Origin of the sequence: Chromohalobacter sp. 296-RDG (assembly GCF_029889885.1) — a bacterium.
Classification (GTDB): domain Bacteria; phylum Pseudomonadota; class Gammaproteobacteria; order Pseudomonadales; family Halomonadaceae; genus Chromohalobacter.
Genome location: NZ_JARANY010000013.1, coordinates 1 through 18,351, shown reverse-complemented (window position 1 = coordinate 18,351; position 18,351 = coordinate 1). Strand labels below are relative to the sequence as shown.

Here is an 18,351-nt window from a genome sequence, read left to right as displayed (position 1 = left end):
AAGATAACGCGCTGTGCGCTTATTGCATTCATGTACCTGGTTCAGTGATAAAGCCTCAACCCGACCCGCGTCACCCGGTTACCTTCCACCGCATTGACGACCCAGTGAAAGCCATGCCAGTCGACATCATCCCCTACCACGGGATGGCCACCGACGCGCAGCGACACGAATTCGCCCAGGGTCATGTTCTTTTCACCGGCGCTTAAGGTCAGCCCATAGGCATCCGCCACGTCGCTCATGACGGCTTCTCCATCCAACGTAAAGGTGCCAAAGAAGGCACGTTCACGCTTGAGCGTGGCGTCTCCGTTGAACAAGCGATTGAGCGCCGGCAGATCCTCGCTGCGCCCGATGACGCAAATGACATCGCCAAGCTTCAGTCGCGTACTGCCTTTGGCATGCAGCATGGTGTGCTTGCGAAAAAGGCCGGAAATCAAGGCCCCTGACGGGAAACGCAGCAAGCGTATGGGCACGTCCTCGAGCGCTTCGTTCTCGACCTTGTAGACGAACATTTCATAGTCGTTTTCCGGCAGCACGCCCAGCGGGCCGCGGCGATTGGGCGTCGTGCCGGCCGGCACTTCGACGCGCATCCAACGCGCTACCCGTGCCAGGGAGGCTCCCTGCATCAATAGCGACATCAGCACCACGAAGAAGGCGACATTGAAATACAGCGTCGCATTCTCGACCCCGGCGATCACCGGAAAAATGGCGAGCACGATAGGCACTGCACCGCGCAAGCCCACCCAGGAAATGAAACCGAGTTCCCGCCAGCGAAAACTGAAGAACGGCTTGAGCGAGATCAATACGGCCAATGGGCGCGCCACGAAGATCAGGCCCAATGCCAGGACGGCCCCCGGAACCGCATAATCGATCATTTCGCTGGGTGTCACCAACAACCCCAGCACCAGGAAAAGCCCGATCTGACTCAGCCACGCCAAGCCATCGTGGACCGGTAGAATATGCGTGAGATGCCGCCCGGGCTGGTTGCCGATCATCAAGCCCGCCAGATAAATCGCCAAGAAACCACTACCACCAGCCGCGCTGGTCAAGCCAAAGATGAAAAAGCCCGACGCCAGCGCCAGTAGCGAATAGAGCCCCGACGCCAGGTCGAGCCAGCGCAGCAGCTTGGCCGCTAGCCAGCCGCCCCCGACACCGAACAACAAGCCCAACCCGAACTGCGAGGTGAACGTCATTAAGGTGTGCCCGACACCGCTGGCACCGTTTACCAGTACTTCGGCCAGGGTGATCGTCAAGAAGATCGCCATCGGGTCGTTGGTGCCCGACTCGATCTCGAGCGTCGCGCCCACCCGTTCGTTGAGCGTCACACCCTGGCCGCTGAGCATCGAAAAGACCGCAGCAGCGTCCGTGGAACCAACAATTGCCCCCACCAGCAGGCCTTCCACTAAGGAAAGGTTGAATACCCAAGTCGCAAAAAGGCCAACGAGGCCACTGGTCACGAAGACCCCCAGTGTCGCTAGGCACAGTGCCGGCTTGAGCCCCACACGGAACGTCTTGAGCCGCGTGCGCAGGCCGCCATCGAGGAGGATCATCGCCAACGCCAGGTGCCCGATCAGGTAGGCCAGCGAATAGTCGTCAAACTCGATGCCCAGCACACCTTCCTCGCCGGCCATCATGCCCAACCCCAGGAACAGCACCAACAGCGGCACACCGATACGCGACGAAACACGGCTCGCAACGATGCTCAGCGCGATTAGAAACCCCGAAAACAAAAAAAGGCTATTGATGGTATCCACGACTAACGACTATCTCCCTAAATTCAAGGGCCTAGTATGCCATGTCCCGACGCGTCATGCTGTCACCTACATTAGCCAGGCAGGATGCGTTTCCAAGATACGCCAATCGATATCGCCCTGTAATCGCATGGCCCAGATAAGAGCACGCATCCCTCGGCGGTATTCGCCAAGCGCGACATCGGGCGACTGTCGCCGATAAGCAGTGACAAAGGCGTCTCTCTCAGCGGATCTCGTGATGAGCAGCTCAACCACACAGAGATCGAACTCGATCGGCGCCCATACCAGCGCCTCCCAGTCACTCCATAGCCAACCGGTGGCACCGCACAGGAATTGATCGCTACGCAAATCGGGCAGGCACCACACCGCGCGTGACGGCACGGGAAAATCGGGAGGCGTCGGCCAATCGGCGCAACATGGATGGTGCTTCAAAAAATCATGCGCCCGTCGCGGCCACTCCGATAACATCCAGACCGCCTCCAGAGGATGCCCCCACCCCGACACCGTTTCGCGATGCAGGTGCCCCAGCTGACTTCCTAAAAGTTCAGCGAACACCTCCCCCATCCGTGCCGGCATACCATCGCTCCAGGGCAGACTCCAGAGCGGCGTCTGGTGTAGCGCGCCCAGATACGTCAAAGGCAATGGCGGAAGCGGTAAATGTATCGGCAAGGCACCGGCCAAACGTGTCAGCGCCTCGGGGCAGCGCCAGCGGTCGAAGCCGAAGAGGCGCTCCACCCCTTGCCAGAAGGGGTCATGAGCCGGGTGCGTGCGTGCCAGCTTGAGCAACTGCGGCGCCTCATCGCGCGTTCGCCACAACCAGTTGGCGCTGTCATCCCAGGCCAGTGGCAACGGGGCAAGCGCATGGCCGGTAAAAACCTCGACGCGATGCGTCAATGCGGGATCGGGATACATGCACACTCCTGACAACCCAAGCGATAGCGAGATGGCGCCCCCGGCACGTCTGGGCAGTCGCCACCATATCAGGATACAATAACCATCTCTGGATAGGGGTGCCCACCACGCAATGGGCTGAGAGCGCCACGCGCAACCCTGAAACCTGATCCGGTTAGCACCGGCGGAGGAAATACCAGAGCGTGCCGTCGGCACGTCCTTCGCCCCATTCATGGAGCCTTGATGACGTCCCTCGGTTTTTCCCTGTCCCAGGCGCGGCTTGCCTTTTCAGGGCAATGGCTATTCGATGGCCTTTCGGCCACCTTCGCCGCAGGCAGTTGGACAGGGCTGCTCGGCCGCAGCGGCAGCGGCAAAAGCTCCTTGCTGCGCATGATCGCCGACCTGCCCATTCCCGATACCCATGACCTGACCCTCACCACCGATGATCAACGCCCGCTGACCGGCCGCCTGGCGTGGATGGCCCAGCAGGATCAGTTGCTGCCCTGGCGCAAGGTCATCGACAACGTCCTGCTCGGTCCCGCGCTGCGTGGCCGCCCCACGGTGGCACAACGTCAGCACGCGATGACCCTGCTCAACGACGTCGGCCTCAGCGACAAAGCCGAGCAGTGGCCCAAGACGTTATCCGGCGGAGAGCGTCAACGCGTCGCGCTGGCACGGACACTCTTCGAGGAGGCGCCGGTGGTATTGATGGACGAGCCTTTTTCCGCCGTCGACGCTATCACCCGCCTGGAATTGCATGAACTCGCCGCACGCCTGCTGGCCGGGCGTACGGTGCTATTGGTGACGCACGATCCACTCGAAGCCCTGCGCCTGAGCGATCGAATCCTGATACTCGGTGATCAACCGGCGTCTTTGAGCGACTTCGATGTGCCCGGCGGACAACGTCCTCGCGCCCTCGACGCACCCGATATACAGCGCATGCAATCGCAGTTGGTGGCGCATCTTCACTCCGCCCCTCATGCCAACACCAACGGGAGCGTTGCATGAGCGTATTCAAGCGTCTCTGGCCCGCTCTATTGGGAATCATCACCTTACTCGGGCTTTGGCAGGTGCTCGTCGTCGTCACCGGCGTCCCCGGCTACGTTCTACCCTCGCCGCTTGCCGTCATGCAAGCGTTCACGGCGCACCAGCAACTGCTGTGGCATCATGCCGGTATCACGGTGATCGAGATTGTCGCGGGGCTGCTCATCGGGTGCATCAGCGGGCTAGGTACCGCGCTAGCCCTGGCGCGCTTTCACGGATTGCGGCGTACCCTGCTGCCGATACTGCTGATCAGCCAAGCCGTGCCCTTGTTCGCCCTCGCGCCTATTCTCATGCTATGGCTAGGTTATGGGATGACCGCGAAAATCGTCATGGCCACGTTGATCATTTACTTCCCGGTCGCCTCGACATGCTACGACGGCCTGCGCCAGACGCCCCAAGGATGGCTGGACCTGGCCCAGACACTGGGAGCCAACCGTCGACGCCGACTGTTGCGCATCCAACTGCCCGCCGCCTTACCGGCGCTGGCATCGGGCATGCGCATGGCCGCCAGTGCCGCCCCCATCGGTGCGGTGATCGGCGAATGGGTTGGCTCCAGTCAGGGCCTGGGTTATTTGATGCTCGATGCCAACGCACGCATGCAGGTCGACCTGATGTTTGCCGCCCTAATGATTCTCGTCACCTTCGGAGTCGCGCTCTACTTCACCACCGACGCCATGATGCGACGCCTCATGCCATGGCACGAAGATCGCACCGGCGCTACTAGCTGAAAATCACCCGGGGCAGCTTCCGCCATCGCGTGGCAACGCCCCATACGCCGCCTTACACGGCGATAACGATAATGCCCGCCACGCTTCAACGGGCAGGGATCCGCAGGAGAACATCACATGCTACGTTTGACTCGACGCCTCATGGGAGCTTGCCTTGCGCTGATATTGATCGCTCCCGGCCCGGCTTGGGCTGCAGACGACGACACCACGGAGACGACATCCCTGAAGGTCATGCTCGACTGGTACACCAACCCGTCGCATGCTCCCCTGGTCATCGCCCAGCAACGCGGCTTCTTCAAGCGCCATGGGCTCGACGTGAAACTGGTCTCGCCCGCCGATCCCAGCGTCCCTCCCAAGCTGGTCGCCGCCGGCAAGGTCGACCTGGCCATCAGCTATCAGCCTCAGTTGCACCTGCAAGTCGACCAGGGCTTGCCGCTGGTGCGCGTGGGCACTCTGATCGCAACGCCGCTCAACATCACGCTGGTGCGTGCCGACAGCGATATAGAGAGCATGGAAGACCTGGCCGGCAAAAGCATCGGCTATTCGGTAGGCGGCGTCGAGGAAGTGCTGCTCAATACCACGCTCGAGCACAATGGCGTGGCACCGGATGATGTCGAGATGGTCAACGTCAACTTCGCGTTGACACCGGCGCTGATCGGCGAAAAAGTCGATGCCGTCACCGGTGCATTTCGCAACTTCGAACTGGCACAGATGGCGCAGGAAGGCGTCAAGGGCCGCGCCTTCTATATCGAGGAAGAAGGCGTGCCCACCTACGATGAACTGATTTTCATCGCCAATCGCGACACCCTGGATGAGCATCGCGATGCCTATACCCGTTTCATGGCTGCCATCGAGGAAGCCACGGCGTGGATCATCAATCACCCTGATGAGGGCTGGGAAGCCTTCAAGGCCTCTGATCCAGCACTGGACACACCGGTCAACAAGAAAGCCTGGTACAACACCATTCCACGCTTCGCCTTGCGGCCCGCAGCCCTCGATGGGCGTCGCTACGAGGCCTTCGAGTCGTTTCTGCTCGAGCGCGGCGAGATCAAGGCCAAGAGCCCGCTATCACGCCTCGCCGTCGATCTCAGCCAGCCTTGACCCCGAGCGCGCCGACCATGCGAGAAACGTTTCCGCGCATGGTCGGCGCGTCATTTCATGTCGCTATAAAACGTGCCAAGGCTTGCTGAAACGCCTCGGGCTGCTCGGCATGCAGCCAATGCCCAGCACCGGGAATGGTCTCGATACAGGCCTCGGGCAACACCGCCTCGACCGCCGGCAAGACGTCGTCGCTCACGTAGTCGGAACGCCCGCCCCGCAGCACGAGCGTCGGTCCTGTATAGGCACCTTCCCCGTCCGGCACCGCGACGATATGGGCGTAATCTTCCTCAATCTCGTCGAGTCCCACGCGCCATATCAGCGTGGCATTCTCACCACGAATCAGATTGGTCGCCAGGAACTGACGCGTCGCCTGCGTCTCGACGAATTCCGTCATGATCCGGTCGGCTTCCTTGCGGTCCGAAGGCGGCTGCCGTTCGACCGCACGCATGGCCTGGAAGATCGCCTCGTGTCCGTGCTCGTAAGCAATCGGCGCGATGTCGGCGACGATCAAGCGTGCCACACGCTCAGGCGCTTGACGCGCCAACGTGATGGCGACCTTGCCTCCCATCGAGTGACCTAGAAGATCGCAGCTATCAATCGCCAGACGATCCAGCAAGGCCTCGACGTCCGCTGCCTGGACGGCATAGCTCATGCCTGCCTGGTGAGGAGATTTGCCGTGGTTGCGCAGATCGACGGCGATCACACGGCGGCTTTCTTGCCAGCGCTTGATATGCGAGCGCCAATTGTCAGCGCTTCCGAACAAGCCATGCAACACCACCAGCGGACGCCCGGCGCCGCCAGTATCGACATGATGTAATTCCACAATATGCCTCGTCAGCCATTCAAGTCATGCTGGCATGATATCAGAGGCGTTTCAGGCATTGCGCCCTGACACTTGTTCGGAGGCATCGGCGACATGCGCCAGGCGACGCGTCAACGCCCCCAGCAGTACGCCATACAACGGCAGGAAGAAGGCCAGGCTGACGCTCAACTTGATGGCATAATCTACCCAGGCGATTTCAATCCAGTGCGCGCTCATGAACGCATTGGGCCCATTCCAGAAGGCGATAGCAAAAAACGCAAAGGTATCGGCCAGGTTACCCAATAACGTCGAAAACGCCGGAGCCACCCACCAGGCGCGCAACCGTCGCATCCGATCGAAGACGTAAATGTCCAGCAATTGTCCCAGCACATAGGCCATGAAACTCGCCAGGGCGATTCGCCCCACGAACAGGCTCCAGCCACCCAGCGACGCAACGCCTTGGAAGGCACCGTCCTGAAACAGCACCGACACCACATAGGAAACCAGCAAGGCAGGCAGCATGACCCGCGCGATGGTCGTGCGCGCCCGGCGTTTCCCGAACAGCCGCACGGTCAGGTCCGTAGCGAGAAAGATGAACGGAAAGCTGAATGCTCCCCAAGTAGTGTGTACGCCAAACATCGAGAACGGCAATTGCACCAGATAATTGCTGGTCGCGATGACGATGATGTGGAAACTCACGAGCCAACCCATCAAGCGGCGCGCCTGGCGAGAATCGAGGGCAAACATGCAGCACCTTTTTAGTTGCCGAAAGAGGCCGAGGGGTAAGGGAACCCTCAAGGCAGGACGGCGCGAAGGACGCCGAGCGAAAGCGGCGGGATTGTAAAGGATTTCACCGATGCCGGCCAGCGAGACGCCTCATCTGCCCTCGGCATGGGAGTACGCGTATATCGCCAAGTGCCAAGGACGAAAAGGAACTATCGTCATTACTTCAATGCCTTACAATACAACAAGTGCCGTAGCAATGCCCCGTCCCACGGCCTGCCGATAACGCTGCAACCCCAAGCGCTGAAATACCGTTGAAGGCTACCTTGGACAGGGCTGGCGAAGTTATTGAATATTCACTAAATCAAGAATGAGTAACAGGGAATGACTGGTTGTCCCATGGGTGAAAGGACACACCCGACATAGACAGTCATTCGACACGCAAGCATCCCTTTGTCGTGGGGCGCTTATCCCTCGCCCTTCGGCAATCCATCGCCAATCCCAATGTAGGAGAGACAATATGCGTCCGCTCCAGCCTGCCTCCACCCTGATCGACGCCGGTTACGGCGCCATCGACAAAGGCACGACGCTACTCAAGGCCATGGCCAACGAAAACCGCCTGCGCATCCTGTGCCTGCTCGACAACGCAGAGCTTTCGGTCACCGAGCTGAATCGCAAGCTCAATCTCAGTCAGTCGGCGCTCTCGCAGCACCTGGCCATCCTGCGCCGTGAGAACCTGGTAGTCACACGCCGTGCCTCGCAGACCATCTACTATTCACTGGCGGGCGACGAGGCCCGCACCGTGATCGACTCGCTGGTCGCGCTCTACGCCAAACCCCGCTAAACCGGCCCTGGCAGCGGCTCAACGCCGCTGCCAACTGCTGGCTTCCAAGCGTTCCATGACGCGATCCCCAAGACGCTCGATCCCCATCGAGGCCCCCACGCCGACACGCTGCAACAGCGAATGGCGCGGCTCTAGCGTCACATGCAGGATCCGCGCTGCCTGCATGCGTGCCGCAAGATAACCGTCGCTGGTGGCGATCTCATCGATCAAGCCATCCTCGAGGGCCTGACGGCCATACCAGATTTCGCCGGTCGCCACCTTGTCGACTTCCAGCGTCGGACGCCGCTCGCCGACGTAGCGCTTGAAGAGATCATGGGTTTCCTGCAAATCGTCGAGAAACTTGGCGCGCCCCTCATCAGTATTTTCCCCGAGCATGGTCAAGGTCCGCTTGTAACGCCCCGCCGTGAGCAGTTCGACATCGATATCGTGCTTCTTGAGCAGGCGATGCACGTTGGGCATCTGCGCGACCACGCCGATCGACCCGAGGACAGCGAATGGCGCCGCGATCAAACGATCCGCGCAGCAAGCCATCATGTACCCCCCACTGGCGGCGACCTTATCGACGCACACGGTAAGATGCGCTCCGGCATCGCGCAGCCGGTCGAGCTGCGCAGCGGCAAGTCCGTAGGCGTGAACCAGGCCGCCCCCCGAGGTGAGACGCACGACCACTTCATCCTCGGCCTGCAGTTCGTCCAGCAAGAGCGAGACCTGCTCTGCAAGTTGCGGAGTGCGTGATGCCTTGAGATCGCCATCGAAGTCGAGCACCCACACCCGCGATGACACTTCGTCAGATGCGTCACCCTTTCCCTTGCGACGTGCCTTTTCCTGCTTGCGCAACGCCTTTTGTGCGTGACGCCGCCGTGCGGGCGACATCCCGGCCAGGCGTAACGATTCACCCCGCCGCCGCTGGCGCTCATTCAATGTCACCACGCGTAGGCGATGATCATCGCCTTGCCCACTGGCGCGTTGCTTGAGGGACACCACCAGCACGATCAGTACGCCCAGGGCGATTACCAGTGTCGCCAACTTGGCGGCGAACAAAGCGTATTCCGCTATCCATTCAATCACGTCGCTACCTCATACTTGGATGACAATCAATGCAGCTCTTGTATGAAACATTTGTTTGAAATAGGCTGAAACTTCCATCAACACCATAGAGTGACCGATCATGGCCGACGCCAGCACCGTCATCGAAAAACTTCAGTCGCGCTTCGATCCTGCCGCCGCCCGAGGCATGAATGATATCTTCCAGTTCCACATCAGCGATGCCGATGACTATTACCTGCATATTCAGGACGGCACCCTGGACGTTCAGCAAGGCGAACACGACGACCCTTCCGTCAGCCTGACCACCGACACCGAGACCCTGAAGGGCGTGATGAGCGGTGAAGTCAGCGGCATGCAAGCCTTCATGAGCGGCAAGCTGAAAGCCGCCGGCAATGTCATGCTGGCCAGCAAGCTCACCAGCCTGTTCCCCAGCAGCTAATTCTTTCCTTGCCTATTTCCACGCCATGACATCTCTCAGCGCATCGCCACTGCACTGAGGTGCGTTTCGATCAACTGACGCGAGATCGAGTGGCTGGGGGGCAATTCCGGCAAATGGCGTGGTGTGAACCAGGCAGCATCGGCGATCTCTACGCCATCGATACGGATGCGTCGGCTGGCCGCTTCGGCGAAGAACCCCAGCATCAGCGAATGCGGAAACGGCCATGATTGGCTGCGGAAGAAACTGACCCGCCCGATCTCGATCCCGACTTCCTCGTGAACTTCACGTCGCACCGCACTTTCGGCGGTTTCCCCCGGCTCGATGAACCCCGCCAAGGTGGAATAACGCCGCGCAGGGAAACGCGCGTTGCGCGCCAGCAACAGATCCCGTCCATGGGTAACCAGCGTAATGATGCACGGCGAGATGCGTGGATAGCTGCGATGACCGCACGCTTTGCACTGCATGGCAAACTCATGCGAAAGACGCTGCATCGGCGTTCCGCAGCGTCCACAAAAACGATGATCGCGCGCCCAGGCAAAGACTTGCAGCGCCGTCGCCAGCAGATCGCCCTGTGCGGTGGGTAACCGCGCCAACCAATCACGCGCCGCAGGCCAGCTCGACTCGCCAGCCTCGTGCACCATCGCCACCGGCAAGCCTTGCCACATCCCCAGCGGCATGGCCTGTTCGGGCCAGGCAGCCGGGGATTGCAAAATACCCGTCTCTTCACCAGGGGCGATACCCGCTTCGCCGAAACGAATCCAATACCCCCAGCGCGGCGTCTGCGCACCGGGCAGTTCTCTGACGAATGCCGGAGTCGAAGTGGTCGTCATGCGGGCCCCTGAGACGTGTCGTCCAACGTGTCCCAATGACACTCACCCGCCGCCTGGCGAATGCTGTCAAGCTTGGCCCGGTGCGCACTCAATTCCGTCTCGCTGGGTCGTGTCACCGCCAGCGTTACCCCTTCCCGGGCCACACGCCGAATACCACTAACGCTATTCGCACCCTCCGCGTCGCCGCCAGCGGCACCTTCGACACCGGCAAGTGAAAGCGCCGTCTGCCCCCCGGTCATTGCCAGATAGACATCGGAGAGAATCTCGGCGTCCAGCAAGGCCCCGTGGAGCACCCGACGACCGTTATCGATGGCGTAACGCTTGCACAACGCGTCCAGATTATTGCGCTGTCCAGGATGCAGCTTACGCGCCATGGCCAAGGTATCGAGCACACCGCAATGATCCGCGACCGGGCCCAGCCGTGGCCCACTCCGCTTGTTCTGCAGCAGGCCGAACTCATGGTCGATGAAGCCGACGTCGAACGCCGCGTTGTGGATCACCAGTTCGGCGCCGTAAATGTATTCCCAGAAGGCATCGGCAACATCCGCGAACACCGGCTCATCGGCGACGCGTTCATTGGTGATGCCGTGTATTTCCATGGCCTCGGCATCGATATCGCGTTCGGGATTGATGTATTGATGGAAGTTATTGCCGGTCAGCCGGCGATTGACGACCTCCACCGCCCCAATTTCGATCAGGCGATGCCCATCCTTGGGATCGATGCCGGTCGTTTCGGTATCCAGTACGATCTGACGCATTGCTTACTTTTCTCCTGCCATGGCTCGCCGCTGAGCCGCCTGGACATCGTCGGTGGCGGCATTGGCGAGCGTATCGGCCAGTTCGTTACCTTCGTGGCCGCTATGTCCTTTTACCCAGTGCCATTCGATACGATGGCGCTGAGCCTCCTCGAGTAGTTCACGCCACAACTCGGCGTTCTTGACCGGCTTCTTGGCGGCGGTCTTCCAGCCACGCTTGATCCAGCCATGGACCCATTCGGTGATGCCTTTACGCAGATACTCGGAATCGGTCCATAGCGCCACCTCACAAGGACGCGTCAAGATACGCAGCGCCCGAATGGCGGCCGTCAGCTCCATGCGATTGTTGGTGGTCTCGGCTTCGCCGCCATTAAGGGTCTTTTCGTGCTGACCGTAACGAAGTACCGCGCCCCAGCCACCGGGCCCGGGGTTACCGCGACAGGCGCCGTCGGTATAAATAGTCACATGGGGCATATCGCCCACGGGGGGAGTATCAGTCAACCTCGGCCATCCTATCGTCGTGGGCGTGCGTGGCATGACCCGAGCGCCCGCGGTGATCGCGATGAAGCGCGGCGGGGCCGAGCCAGTTGTCCGCCATCGAATCGCGGCGCAGTAAGGTGCGCACCGGTTGTATAGGGATCTGCTTACGCCGGGCCACGATCAGATAACATCCCCCAAATGGGAGATTATAGCGACGCCCCAGCGTTTCGAGCCCCAAGTTGTGAATATGCCCGCCAGGCAGGCGAAAGCCGCAGTAGTCTACGCGGTCGATCTCGAAATCGACAAACGCCAGCCACTCCCGCAACCGGCCACTGCGCCGCCAGCGACCCTTGCAGGGCCAACGACGCCGATTGGCAGGGGACAAATGCCCCAGGACATCAGCACCAAAGGGATTCCAGCCCATCATGACCAGCAAGCCATCATCCCGCGTGACCCGTGCCGCCTCATGCACCAGATGATGCGCGTTGGGCATTACCTCCAACAGATGATGCACCAGCACGAGATCGAGGCTTTCATCGGGAAGCGGCAAGGCGCTGGGATCGCATATCAAGGAGGCATCATCCTGAGCCAAGGCGCGCGTCGGCGCCCAGCTCATCGCATGACGAATGGGGCACATGTCGGTCAGCCGCGAAGCCATACCGAGCTGCAGGCTGTGAGATCCGAAGTGCGACTCGCAGAGTGGCCCCAGGCACGCACGCTGTGCCTGCCATAATGCAACGCCCTCTTCGGAGCCCCAGAAGCGGCGCCCTTCACAGATAGCCTGCGCCAACGTCATTGTCATATGCGAATTTGACACGACGGCCCATTCCCCCCAAGGTTGTCGCATTTTACGCTGCCGTGCGTCATCGTGCATGGCGCGACGAGAGGCGTGTTTCCGACGTTTGCCGAGGTCTAGCGTACTATGTTGACCGTGATTCCAATTCCTGCGTTCCAGGACAACTATATCTGGCTGCTCCGTCAGGATGCCAGCGATAAGGTAGCGATCGTCGATCCCGGCGACGCGCAACCCGTCATCGAATACCTTGAGCGTGAAAACCTGAACCTGGTAGCGATTTTGGTCACCCACCATCATCACGATCACACAGGCGGCATCGACACGTTGGTCAAACGCTACGGACCACGCGTAATAGGCCCCGACAACTCGGCCATCCCCGCCGTTGAAGAAGTCGTTGGCGACGGCGACGACTTCCGCGTGCAAGGCCGGCGCTTCGAAGTCTTCGCGGTCCCCGGTCATACACTCGACCACGTCGCGTTATATGCCCCCGGAACGCCGGGGCTGCTGTTCTGCGGCGATGTGATGTTCTCGGCCGGTTGCGGGCGCTTGTTCGAAGGCTCGCCGGCACAAATGCAGCGCTCACTCGAGCGCCTCGCGGCATTGCCCGACGACACCATGGTATTCGCGGGTCACGAATATACGCTGGCCAATCTGCGCTTCGCCCAAGCTGCCGAGCCCGACAACCCTACGCGGGACACCTACCTCGAGGAGTGCGAAAAAGCACGCCAGCTGGAGCGCCCCACGTTACCCACCAACATCGGTGTCGAGCGCCAGATCAACCCCTTCTTGCGCATCGACCAACCCGGCCTGCTCAGCGCAGTGGCCGAACAAGGTAACGCCGACGACGCCAGCAGCACCTTCGCCACCTTGCGCGAATGGAAAAACCGTTTCTAGCAACACCATGTCAAGCTGACGTCATAGCCCTCGAGAGGTTCGCTTCCCATGCACGTTCGATCGACCCGCCGCCAAGCCCTGAGCTTGGCGGGAGGTCTTTTTCTGATCACCTTGTCGCTACCCGCACTTGCGGCCAGCGACTCACCGACCGGCGGCGACACGACTGCATCGGCGTACCAAGGGACCTTCTGGCACGCACTGGAGCTTCAAAGCGCCGTGCAAGCCGATGCCTGGACGCGCCTTAAAAGCGGCTTCGGACTGTCCCACGATATCGATAATCCACGCGTCAAGGAATGGCTCGACTACTTTTCCGAGCATCCCGAGTACGTCTCGGCCGTGGCCCAGAATGCGCGCCCCTGGCTACGCTGGGTCACCCGTCAGCTCGAAGCGCGCGACATGCCCACCGAACTGGCGCTCCTGCCGTTTATCGAAAGCGCTTACGACCCCACTGCCTCTCATCCCGGCGGCGCCTCAGGACTATGGCAGTTCATGCCGGGCACTGGCGAGGCCATGGGCCTGACCGACACATGGTGGTATGACGGGCGTCGCGATGTCATCGCCTCGACAACCGCCGCTCTCGACTATCTGCAAACACTCGCCGACCAATGGTATGAGGGCAATCTCGAGCTTGCCCTGGCCGCTTACAATGCGGGCGCGGGCACGGTCAATCGCGCCCGTGAGCGTGCCGCCGCTCAAGGCCAGCCTATCGATTACTGGCACCTCTCGCTGCCCGATCAAACCATGGATTATGTGCCCAAACTATTGGCGTTGGCCGCAGTGGTATCCGATCCGCAGCGCTACGCGATCAGCCTGCCCGATATTCCCGATCGCCCGGCCATCGCCCAGGTAAAAACCCAAGGCCAACTCGCGTTGACCGATGCCGCGCAACTTGCCGGCGTTAGCGAGCAACGCCTGCGCGAACTCAACCCGGCCTTTCGACGCGAAGCGACACGCCCCAGTCAAAACGCGAAGCTGGTGATTCCCGCCGACAGCCGACAGCGCTTTCTCGCCAAGCTCGAAACGATGCCTGCCGAGAAGCGTCAGGCCAAAGCGCATTATGTAGTCAAACGCGGCGATACACTCTCCGGCATCGCCGCACGTCATGACATTCCCATCAGCGTATTGCGTCAGCAGAATGCGCTCAGTGGCGATACGTTGCGCATCGGGCAATCGCTGGTGGTGCCGTCCACCGGCCATTCCCCCAACCTGGCCAGTCGCGACGCCACGCGCGAAGTCAGAGTCAAACCGGGGGACAGCTTGTCGCGTATCGCGGCGCGTCATGGCGTCAGCGTCGGCGATCTGGCACGCTGGAACCAGCTCGATAGAGGCGATTATCTGCAACCCGGGCAACGCCTGACCTTGCGCCAGGCTTCTCGCTGAGCGCATTGAGCGATACCTCTACTCAACGCGACACCGCTGGGGTAGGCTAGCAAACGGGCCGGTGTTTCACCGGCCCGTTCGCATCTTGCTTCAAGGAACCGGTTGATGCCCTCGTTCGTTATCACCTTGCTGTTGGGTTCTTGCCTATGGGCGACCAGCCTCGCGGCACTGGCCGTACCGGCCGCAGACGTGCCAACCGTCACGGGGATTTCGCTCTACGATGCGCCCGCCCTGCCCGATGACTTCTCGCACTTGCCCTACACCAATCCGGATGCCCCCAAGGGCGGTGAATTACGGCAAGCCGCACAAGGCAGCTTCGATTCGACCAACGCCTTCATCATTCAGGGCAATCCGGCCGAGGGCCTGAATCACGTCTACGATACCTTGATGGAATCCAGCGCCGATGAGCCCTTCACCATGTATGGGTTACTGGCAGGCGGTATCCGCCTCGACCCCGACCGCCACTGGATGGAAGTCGATTTGCGCCCGGAAGCACGCTTCCACGACGGCCATCCTGTAACGGCGGAAGATGTCGTATTCAGCTTTAGCCTACTGCGCGACGAGGGGCAGCCGTTCTATCGCGCCTACTACGCCGATGTCGACAAGATCGAAGCGCTGGATGACGACACCGTGCGCTTCGAATTCAGCGACAACAATTCGCGCGAGTTGCCATTGATCCTCGGCCAGCTTCCGGTGCTGCCCAAGCACTACTGGGCGTCGCGGGACTTTGCCACGCCGACATTAAACAAGCCACTGGGATCCGGCCCTTATGAAGTCGAGAGCCTTTCGCCGGGACGCCGCATCGTCTATCGCCGTGTCGAGGATTACTGGGGGCGCGACCTGCCCATCAATCGCGGCCGGCACAATATCGACCGCCTGATCTACGACTACTACCGAGATCAAACCGTGGCGCTGGAGGCCTTCAAGGCCGGCAATCTCGATCTGCGCCGCGAAAGTAGTGCCAAGAACTGGGCCACTGCTTACGATACCCCCGCGCGCGAAGAAGGCTACATCAAGCGCATGGTCGTCCCCGACGCGCAGCCCGCCGGCATGCAGGCCTTCGTCATGAACCTGCGGCGCGAGAAATTCCAGGACCGCCGCGTTCGCGAGGCGTTGACTCTGGCCACCGACTTCGACTGGCTCAACACGCATCTCTTCTACGGCGCTTACGAGGAAACCGATAGCTACTTCGAAAGCTCCGAGATGGAAGCCAGTGGCCTGCCCAGCGACGCCGAGCGCGAGCTACTCGGGCCTTATCGGGATCGCCTGCCGCAGGATGTCTTCGACACGCCCTTGCCTGCTCCCCGGCCCGAAGGGCTGAGGCCGCGCCTGAAAAAAGCGTTGGGACTACTGCGCGACGCCGGCTATGAAATACATGATGGCACGCTGGTGAATAGCGACACCCAGCAACCGCTGCGTCTCGAATTCCTGCTCTACGATACCCAGTTCGAGCGCGTGACCCTACCGCTCATTCAGAACCTCAAACGCCTCGGCATTCAGGCCAACCTGCGCGTGGTCGACGTCAACCAGTTCCTGACGCGCCAGCGCAACTTCGATTTCGACCTGATCCTCGGCAGCTTCCCGCAGTCCGCCAACCCAGGTAACGAACAGCGCGAATTCTGGACCAGCGACTACGCCGACGCACCCCGCAGCCGCAACTTGATCGGCCTGCAGAATCCCGCCATCGACGGTCTGGTCGACAGCCTGATCCGCGCCGACAGCCGGCAGGCACTGGACACTGCCGCACACGCCCTCGACCGCGTCCTGCGCTGGGGTTTTTACGTCATTCCCCAATGGCACCTCGATGGCACTCGCGTGGCGCTATGGGACAAGTTCGGCTACCCCCAGCCATTCCCCGAATATACCTTCGATCTATCGAGCTGGTGGGTCGACCCGCAGCGCGCGTCGCGGATAGAACAACGTCAGCGTGGTGAACGCTAAGGACCGCATCGTGGCTAACTACATTCTACGCCGCCTGTTACTGATGATCCCCACCCTGTTGGGCATCTTGCTGCTCAACTTCATTATCGTGCAGGTGGCACCGGGCGGCCCTATCGACCAGATGCTGGCCCGCTTCGAAGGCATGGACAGCAACGCCAGCACGCGCCTGGAAGGCGGCGGCGAGACCTCCAACGGTGATACCCGCAACGCGCGCGGCATCGACCCACGCCTCCAAGCGGCATTGGAAAAGCAATTCGGCTTCGATGAGCCCCCCGTAGAGCGATTCTTCGGCATGCTGGCCGATTACGCCACCTTCGATCTCGGCGATAGCTTCTTTCGCGGGCGGCCAGTGACCGACCTGATCGTCGAACGCCTGCCCGTTTCGATCTCGCTGGGACTCTGGACGACGCTGCTGGTGTATTCGATCTCGATACCGCTCGGCATACGCAAGGCCCTGCGCCACGGCTCGCGCTTCGATGTCTGGACCTCGGGACTGATCATCGTGGGATACGCCGTGCCGGGGTTCTTGTTCGCCATCTTCCTGATCGTGGTGTTCGCCGGCGGCAGCTACCTGGACTGGTTCCCGCTGCGCGGGCTGACCTCACCCGACTTCGGCGATCTTTCCTGGTGGGGCAAGATCCAGGATTACTTCTGGCACATCACGCTGCCCGTACTGGCCTCGGCCATCGGCAGCTTCGCCACGCTCACCATGCTGACCAAGAACAGCTTCCTCGACGAGATCCATAAACAATACGTGCTCACCGCACGTGCCAAAGGCGCCGGCGAAGGCCGCGTGCTCTACGGGCACGTATTCCGCAATGCCATGCTGATCATCATCGCGGGACTCCCCTCGGCACTGGTGGGCATCTTCTTCACCGGATCGCTGCTGATCGAGGTCATCTTCTCGCTCGACGGCCTCGGGCTGCTCGGCTTCGAGGCCGTGATGCAGCGCGATTACCCGGTCATCTTCGGCACTTTGTATCTCTACACCTTGATCGGCTTGGTGCTCAAGCTGATCTCCGATCTCACCTATGTGTGGGTCGACCCGCGCATCGACTTCGCGACACGGGGGGCATGATGACACTTCGCATGCGCGCACGCCCGTCTCCTATCGCCCGCCGCCGCTGGCAAGTCTTTCGCGGCAACGGGCGCGCCTGGTGGTCGCTGTGGGCCTTCGCTCTGCTGCTGATCGTCAGTCTGGGCGCCGAGTTGATCGCCAACGACAAGCCCATCGTCATGCACTACCAGGGCCAGTGGTACGCCCCGGTGGTATTCGATTATCCCGAAACCGAGTTCGGCGGCTTCCTCCCCACCACGGCCGACTATCGCGACCCCGCCGTACGGGAAAACATCGCCGCGCAGGGCTGGATGCTATGGCCGGCCGTGCCCTTCTCCTACGACACGCTGGATCGCGAGCTGACCGGGCCCGCCCCCTCGCCACCCTCGTCACGCCACTGGCTGGGAACCGACGACCATGGCCGCGACGTCTTCGCCCGGGTGATCTACGGCTTTCGTTTGTCGGTAGTCTTCGCCGTGGTCCTGACGCTGGGCTCCATGGCACTGGGTGTCCTGTTCGGCGGCGTACAAGGCTATTTCGGTGGTAAGGTTGATCTGATCGGTCAGCGCATCATCGAAATCTGGTCGGGCATGCCAGTATTGTTCCTGCTGATCATCCTAGCCAGCCTGGTGCAGCCCAACCTGTGGTGGCTGCTGGGCATCATGCTGCTGTTTTCCTGGCTGGGACTGGTCGACATCGTACGCGCTGAATTCCTGCGCGCACGCAATCTCGAGTACGTGCGCGCGGCGCGAGCCATGGGGCTGCCATCGCGCCTGATCATGTGGCGCCATGTGCTGCCCAACGCCATGGTCGCCACCCTGACTTTCATCCCGTTTCTGTTCACCGGCGCG

Annotated in this window: 19 protein-coding genes and 1 riboswitch; of the genes, 10 read left to right on the top strand and 9 right to left on the bottom strand. The window is 61.1% G+C overall.

Annotated features, from left to right (window positions below; genetic code table 11):
• Window positions 1–41: 41 nt before the first annotated feature.
• The gene (locus tag OP495_RS07205; protein ID WP_280568127.1) at window positions 42–1,751 is read right to left on the bottom strand and encodes a potassium/proton antiporter; all 1,710 of its coding nucleotides are present in this window, start codon (window positions 1,749–1,751) and stop codon (window positions 42–44) included.
• Between the two features lie 66 nt (window positions 1,752–1,817).
• Window positions 1,818–2,660 carry a hypothetical protein gene (locus OP495_RS07200; protein WP_280568124.1) on the bottom strand — a complete coding sequence of 281 codons (843 nt, stop codon included), beginning with the start codon at window positions 2,658–2,660 and terminating at the stop codon, window positions 1,818–1,820.
• Window positions 2,661–2,744: 84 nt separating this feature from the next.
• Window positions 2,745–2,849: riboswitch (TPP riboswitch) on the top strand.
• Between the two features lie 33 nt (window positions 2,850–2,882).
• Between OP495_RS07200 and OP495_RS07195 the strand changes: the two genes are divergently transcribed.
• The 3 genes from OP495_RS07195 (at window position 2,883) to OP495_RS07185 (ending at window position 5,512) form a co-directional block, all read left to right on the top strand.
• Window positions 2,883–3,647 (top strand): ABC transporter ATP-binding protein, encoded by a 765-nt coding sequence (locus OP495_RS07195; RefSeq protein ID WP_280568121.1) that lies wholly within the window; start codon window positions 2,883–2,885, stop codon window positions 3,645–3,647.
• Window positions 3,644–4,411 (top strand): ABC transporter permease, encoded by a 768-nt coding sequence (locus OP495_RS07190; RefSeq protein ID WP_280568120.1) that lies wholly within the window; start codon window positions 3,644–3,646, stop codon window positions 4,409–4,411. The genes OP495_RS07195 and OP495_RS07190 overlap by 4 nt, the downstream gene beginning before the upstream one ends.
• A gap of 117 nt (window positions 4,412–4,528) precedes the next feature.
• Window positions 4,529–5,512 carry an ABC transporter substrate-binding protein gene (locus tag OP495_RS07185; RefSeq protein WP_280562032.1) on the top strand — a complete coding sequence of 328 codons (984 nt, stop codon included), beginning with the start codon at window positions 4,529–4,531 and terminating at the stop codon, window positions 5,510–5,512.
• A 55-nt stretch (window positions 5,513–5,567) separates the two neighbouring features.
• On the opposite strand, the gene OP495_RS07180 is transcribed toward OP495_RS07185, so the two are convergent.
• A complete protein-coding gene (locus tag OP495_RS07180) occupies window positions 5,568–6,335 on the bottom strand; it encodes an alpha/beta fold hydrolase (protein ID WP_280568118.1) in 768 nt (255 codons plus the stop codon).
• 51 nt (window positions 6,336–6,386) lie between these two features.
• Window positions 6,387–7,061: a 7-cyano-7-deazaguanine/7-aminomethyl-7-deazaguanine transporter gene (locus OP495_RS07175; protein ID WP_280562034.1), complete on the bottom strand. Its 675-nt coding sequence runs from the start codon at window positions 7,059–7,061 to the stop codon at window positions 6,387–6,389.
• Window positions 7,062–7,557: 496 nt separating this feature from the next.
• Between OP495_RS07175 and OP495_RS07170 the strand changes: the two genes are divergently transcribed.
• Window positions 7,558–7,881, top strand: a complete 324-nt coding sequence (locus tag OP495_RS07170; protein WP_280562035.1) for a metalloregulator ArsR/SmtB family transcription factor — start codon at window positions 7,558–7,560, stop codon at window positions 7,879–7,881.
• Between the two features lie 18 nt (window positions 7,882–7,899).
• Here the strand turns inward: OP495_RS07170 and sohB are convergent, their stop codons facing one another.
• Window positions 7,900–8,949: a protease SohB gene (gene sohB, locus OP495_RS07165; protein WP_280562036.1), complete on the bottom strand. Its 1,050-nt coding sequence runs from the start codon at window positions 8,947–8,949 to the stop codon at window positions 7,900–7,902.
• Window positions 8,950–9,049: 100 nt separating this feature from the next.
• Between sohB and OP495_RS07160 the strand changes: the two genes are divergently transcribed.
• A complete protein-coding gene (locus OP495_RS07160) occupies window positions 9,050–9,367 on the top strand; it encodes an SCP2 sterol-binding domain-containing protein (protein ID WP_280568116.1) in 318 nt (105 codons plus the stop codon).
• A gap of 35 nt (window positions 9,368–9,402) precedes the next feature.
• Here OP495_RS07160 and nudC read toward each other — a convergent pair whose 3' ends face one another.
• From nudC to OP495_RS07140, 4 genes are read right to left on the bottom strand one after another with little or no spacing between them, the layout of a single operon-like run.
• Entirely contained in the window at window positions 9,403–10,197 is a 795-nt protein-coding gene (gene nudC, locus OP495_RS07155) for an NAD(+) diphosphatase (protein WP_280568113.1), read from the bottom strand.
• Window positions 10,194–10,955 (bottom strand): DNA polymerase III subunit epsilon, encoded by a 762-nt coding sequence (dnaQ, locus tag OP495_RS07150; protein WP_280562039.1) that lies wholly within the window; start codon window positions 10,953–10,955, stop codon window positions 10,194–10,196. Before dnaQ ends, nudC begins: the two co-directional genes overlap by 4 nt.
• 3 nt (window positions 10,956–10,958) lie before the next feature.
• Complete coding sequence (gene rnhA / locus OP495_RS07145; RefSeq protein WP_280568303.1) at window positions 10,959–11,426, bottom strand: ribonuclease HI; 468 nt, start codon at window positions 11,424–11,426, stop codon at window positions 10,959–10,961.
• Window positions 11,427–11,445: 19 nt separating this feature from the next.
• Window positions 11,446–12,249 carry a methyltransferase domain-containing protein gene (locus tag OP495_RS07140; protein WP_280562040.1) on the bottom strand — a complete coding sequence of 268 codons (804 nt, stop codon included), beginning with the start codon at window positions 12,247–12,249 and terminating at the stop codon, window positions 11,446–11,448.
• A 105-nt stretch (window positions 12,250–12,354) separates the two neighbouring features.
• Here OP495_RS07140 and gloB point away from each other — a divergent pair, with 105 nt between their 5' ends.
• The 5 genes from gloB to OP495_RS07115 form a co-directional block, all read left to right on the top strand.
• On the top strand, window positions 12,355–13,122 hold the full coding sequence (gene gloB, locus OP495_RS07135; RefSeq protein WP_280562041.1) for a hydroxyacylglutathione hydrolase: 768 nt from the start codon (window positions 12,355–12,357) through the stop codon (window positions 13,120–13,122).
• 48 nt (window positions 13,123–13,170) lie between these two features.
• Window positions 13,171–14,502 carry a LysM peptidoglycan-binding domain-containing protein gene (locus OP495_RS07130; RefSeq protein WP_280562042.1) on the top strand — a complete coding sequence of 444 codons (1,332 nt, stop codon included), beginning with the start codon at window positions 13,171–13,173 and terminating at the stop codon, window positions 14,500–14,502.
• A 105-nt stretch (window positions 14,503–14,607) separates the two neighbouring features.
• A complete protein-coding gene (locus OP495_RS07125) occupies window positions 14,608–16,443 on the top strand; it encodes an extracellular solute-binding protein (RefSeq protein ID WP_280568111.1) in 1,836 nt (611 codons plus the stop codon).
• A 10-nt stretch (window positions 16,444–16,453) separates the two neighbouring features.
• Window positions 16,454–17,521: a microcin C ABC transporter permease YejB gene (locus OP495_RS07120; protein ID WP_280562044.1), complete on the top strand. Its 1,068-nt coding sequence runs from the start codon at window positions 16,454–16,456 to the stop codon at window positions 17,519–17,521.
• Window positions 17,522–17,532: 11 nt separating this feature from the next.
• A partial coding sequence (locus OP495_RS07115; protein ID WP_280568109.1) for an ABC transporter permease occupies window positions 17,533–18,351 on the top strand: 819 nt, incomplete at its 3' end.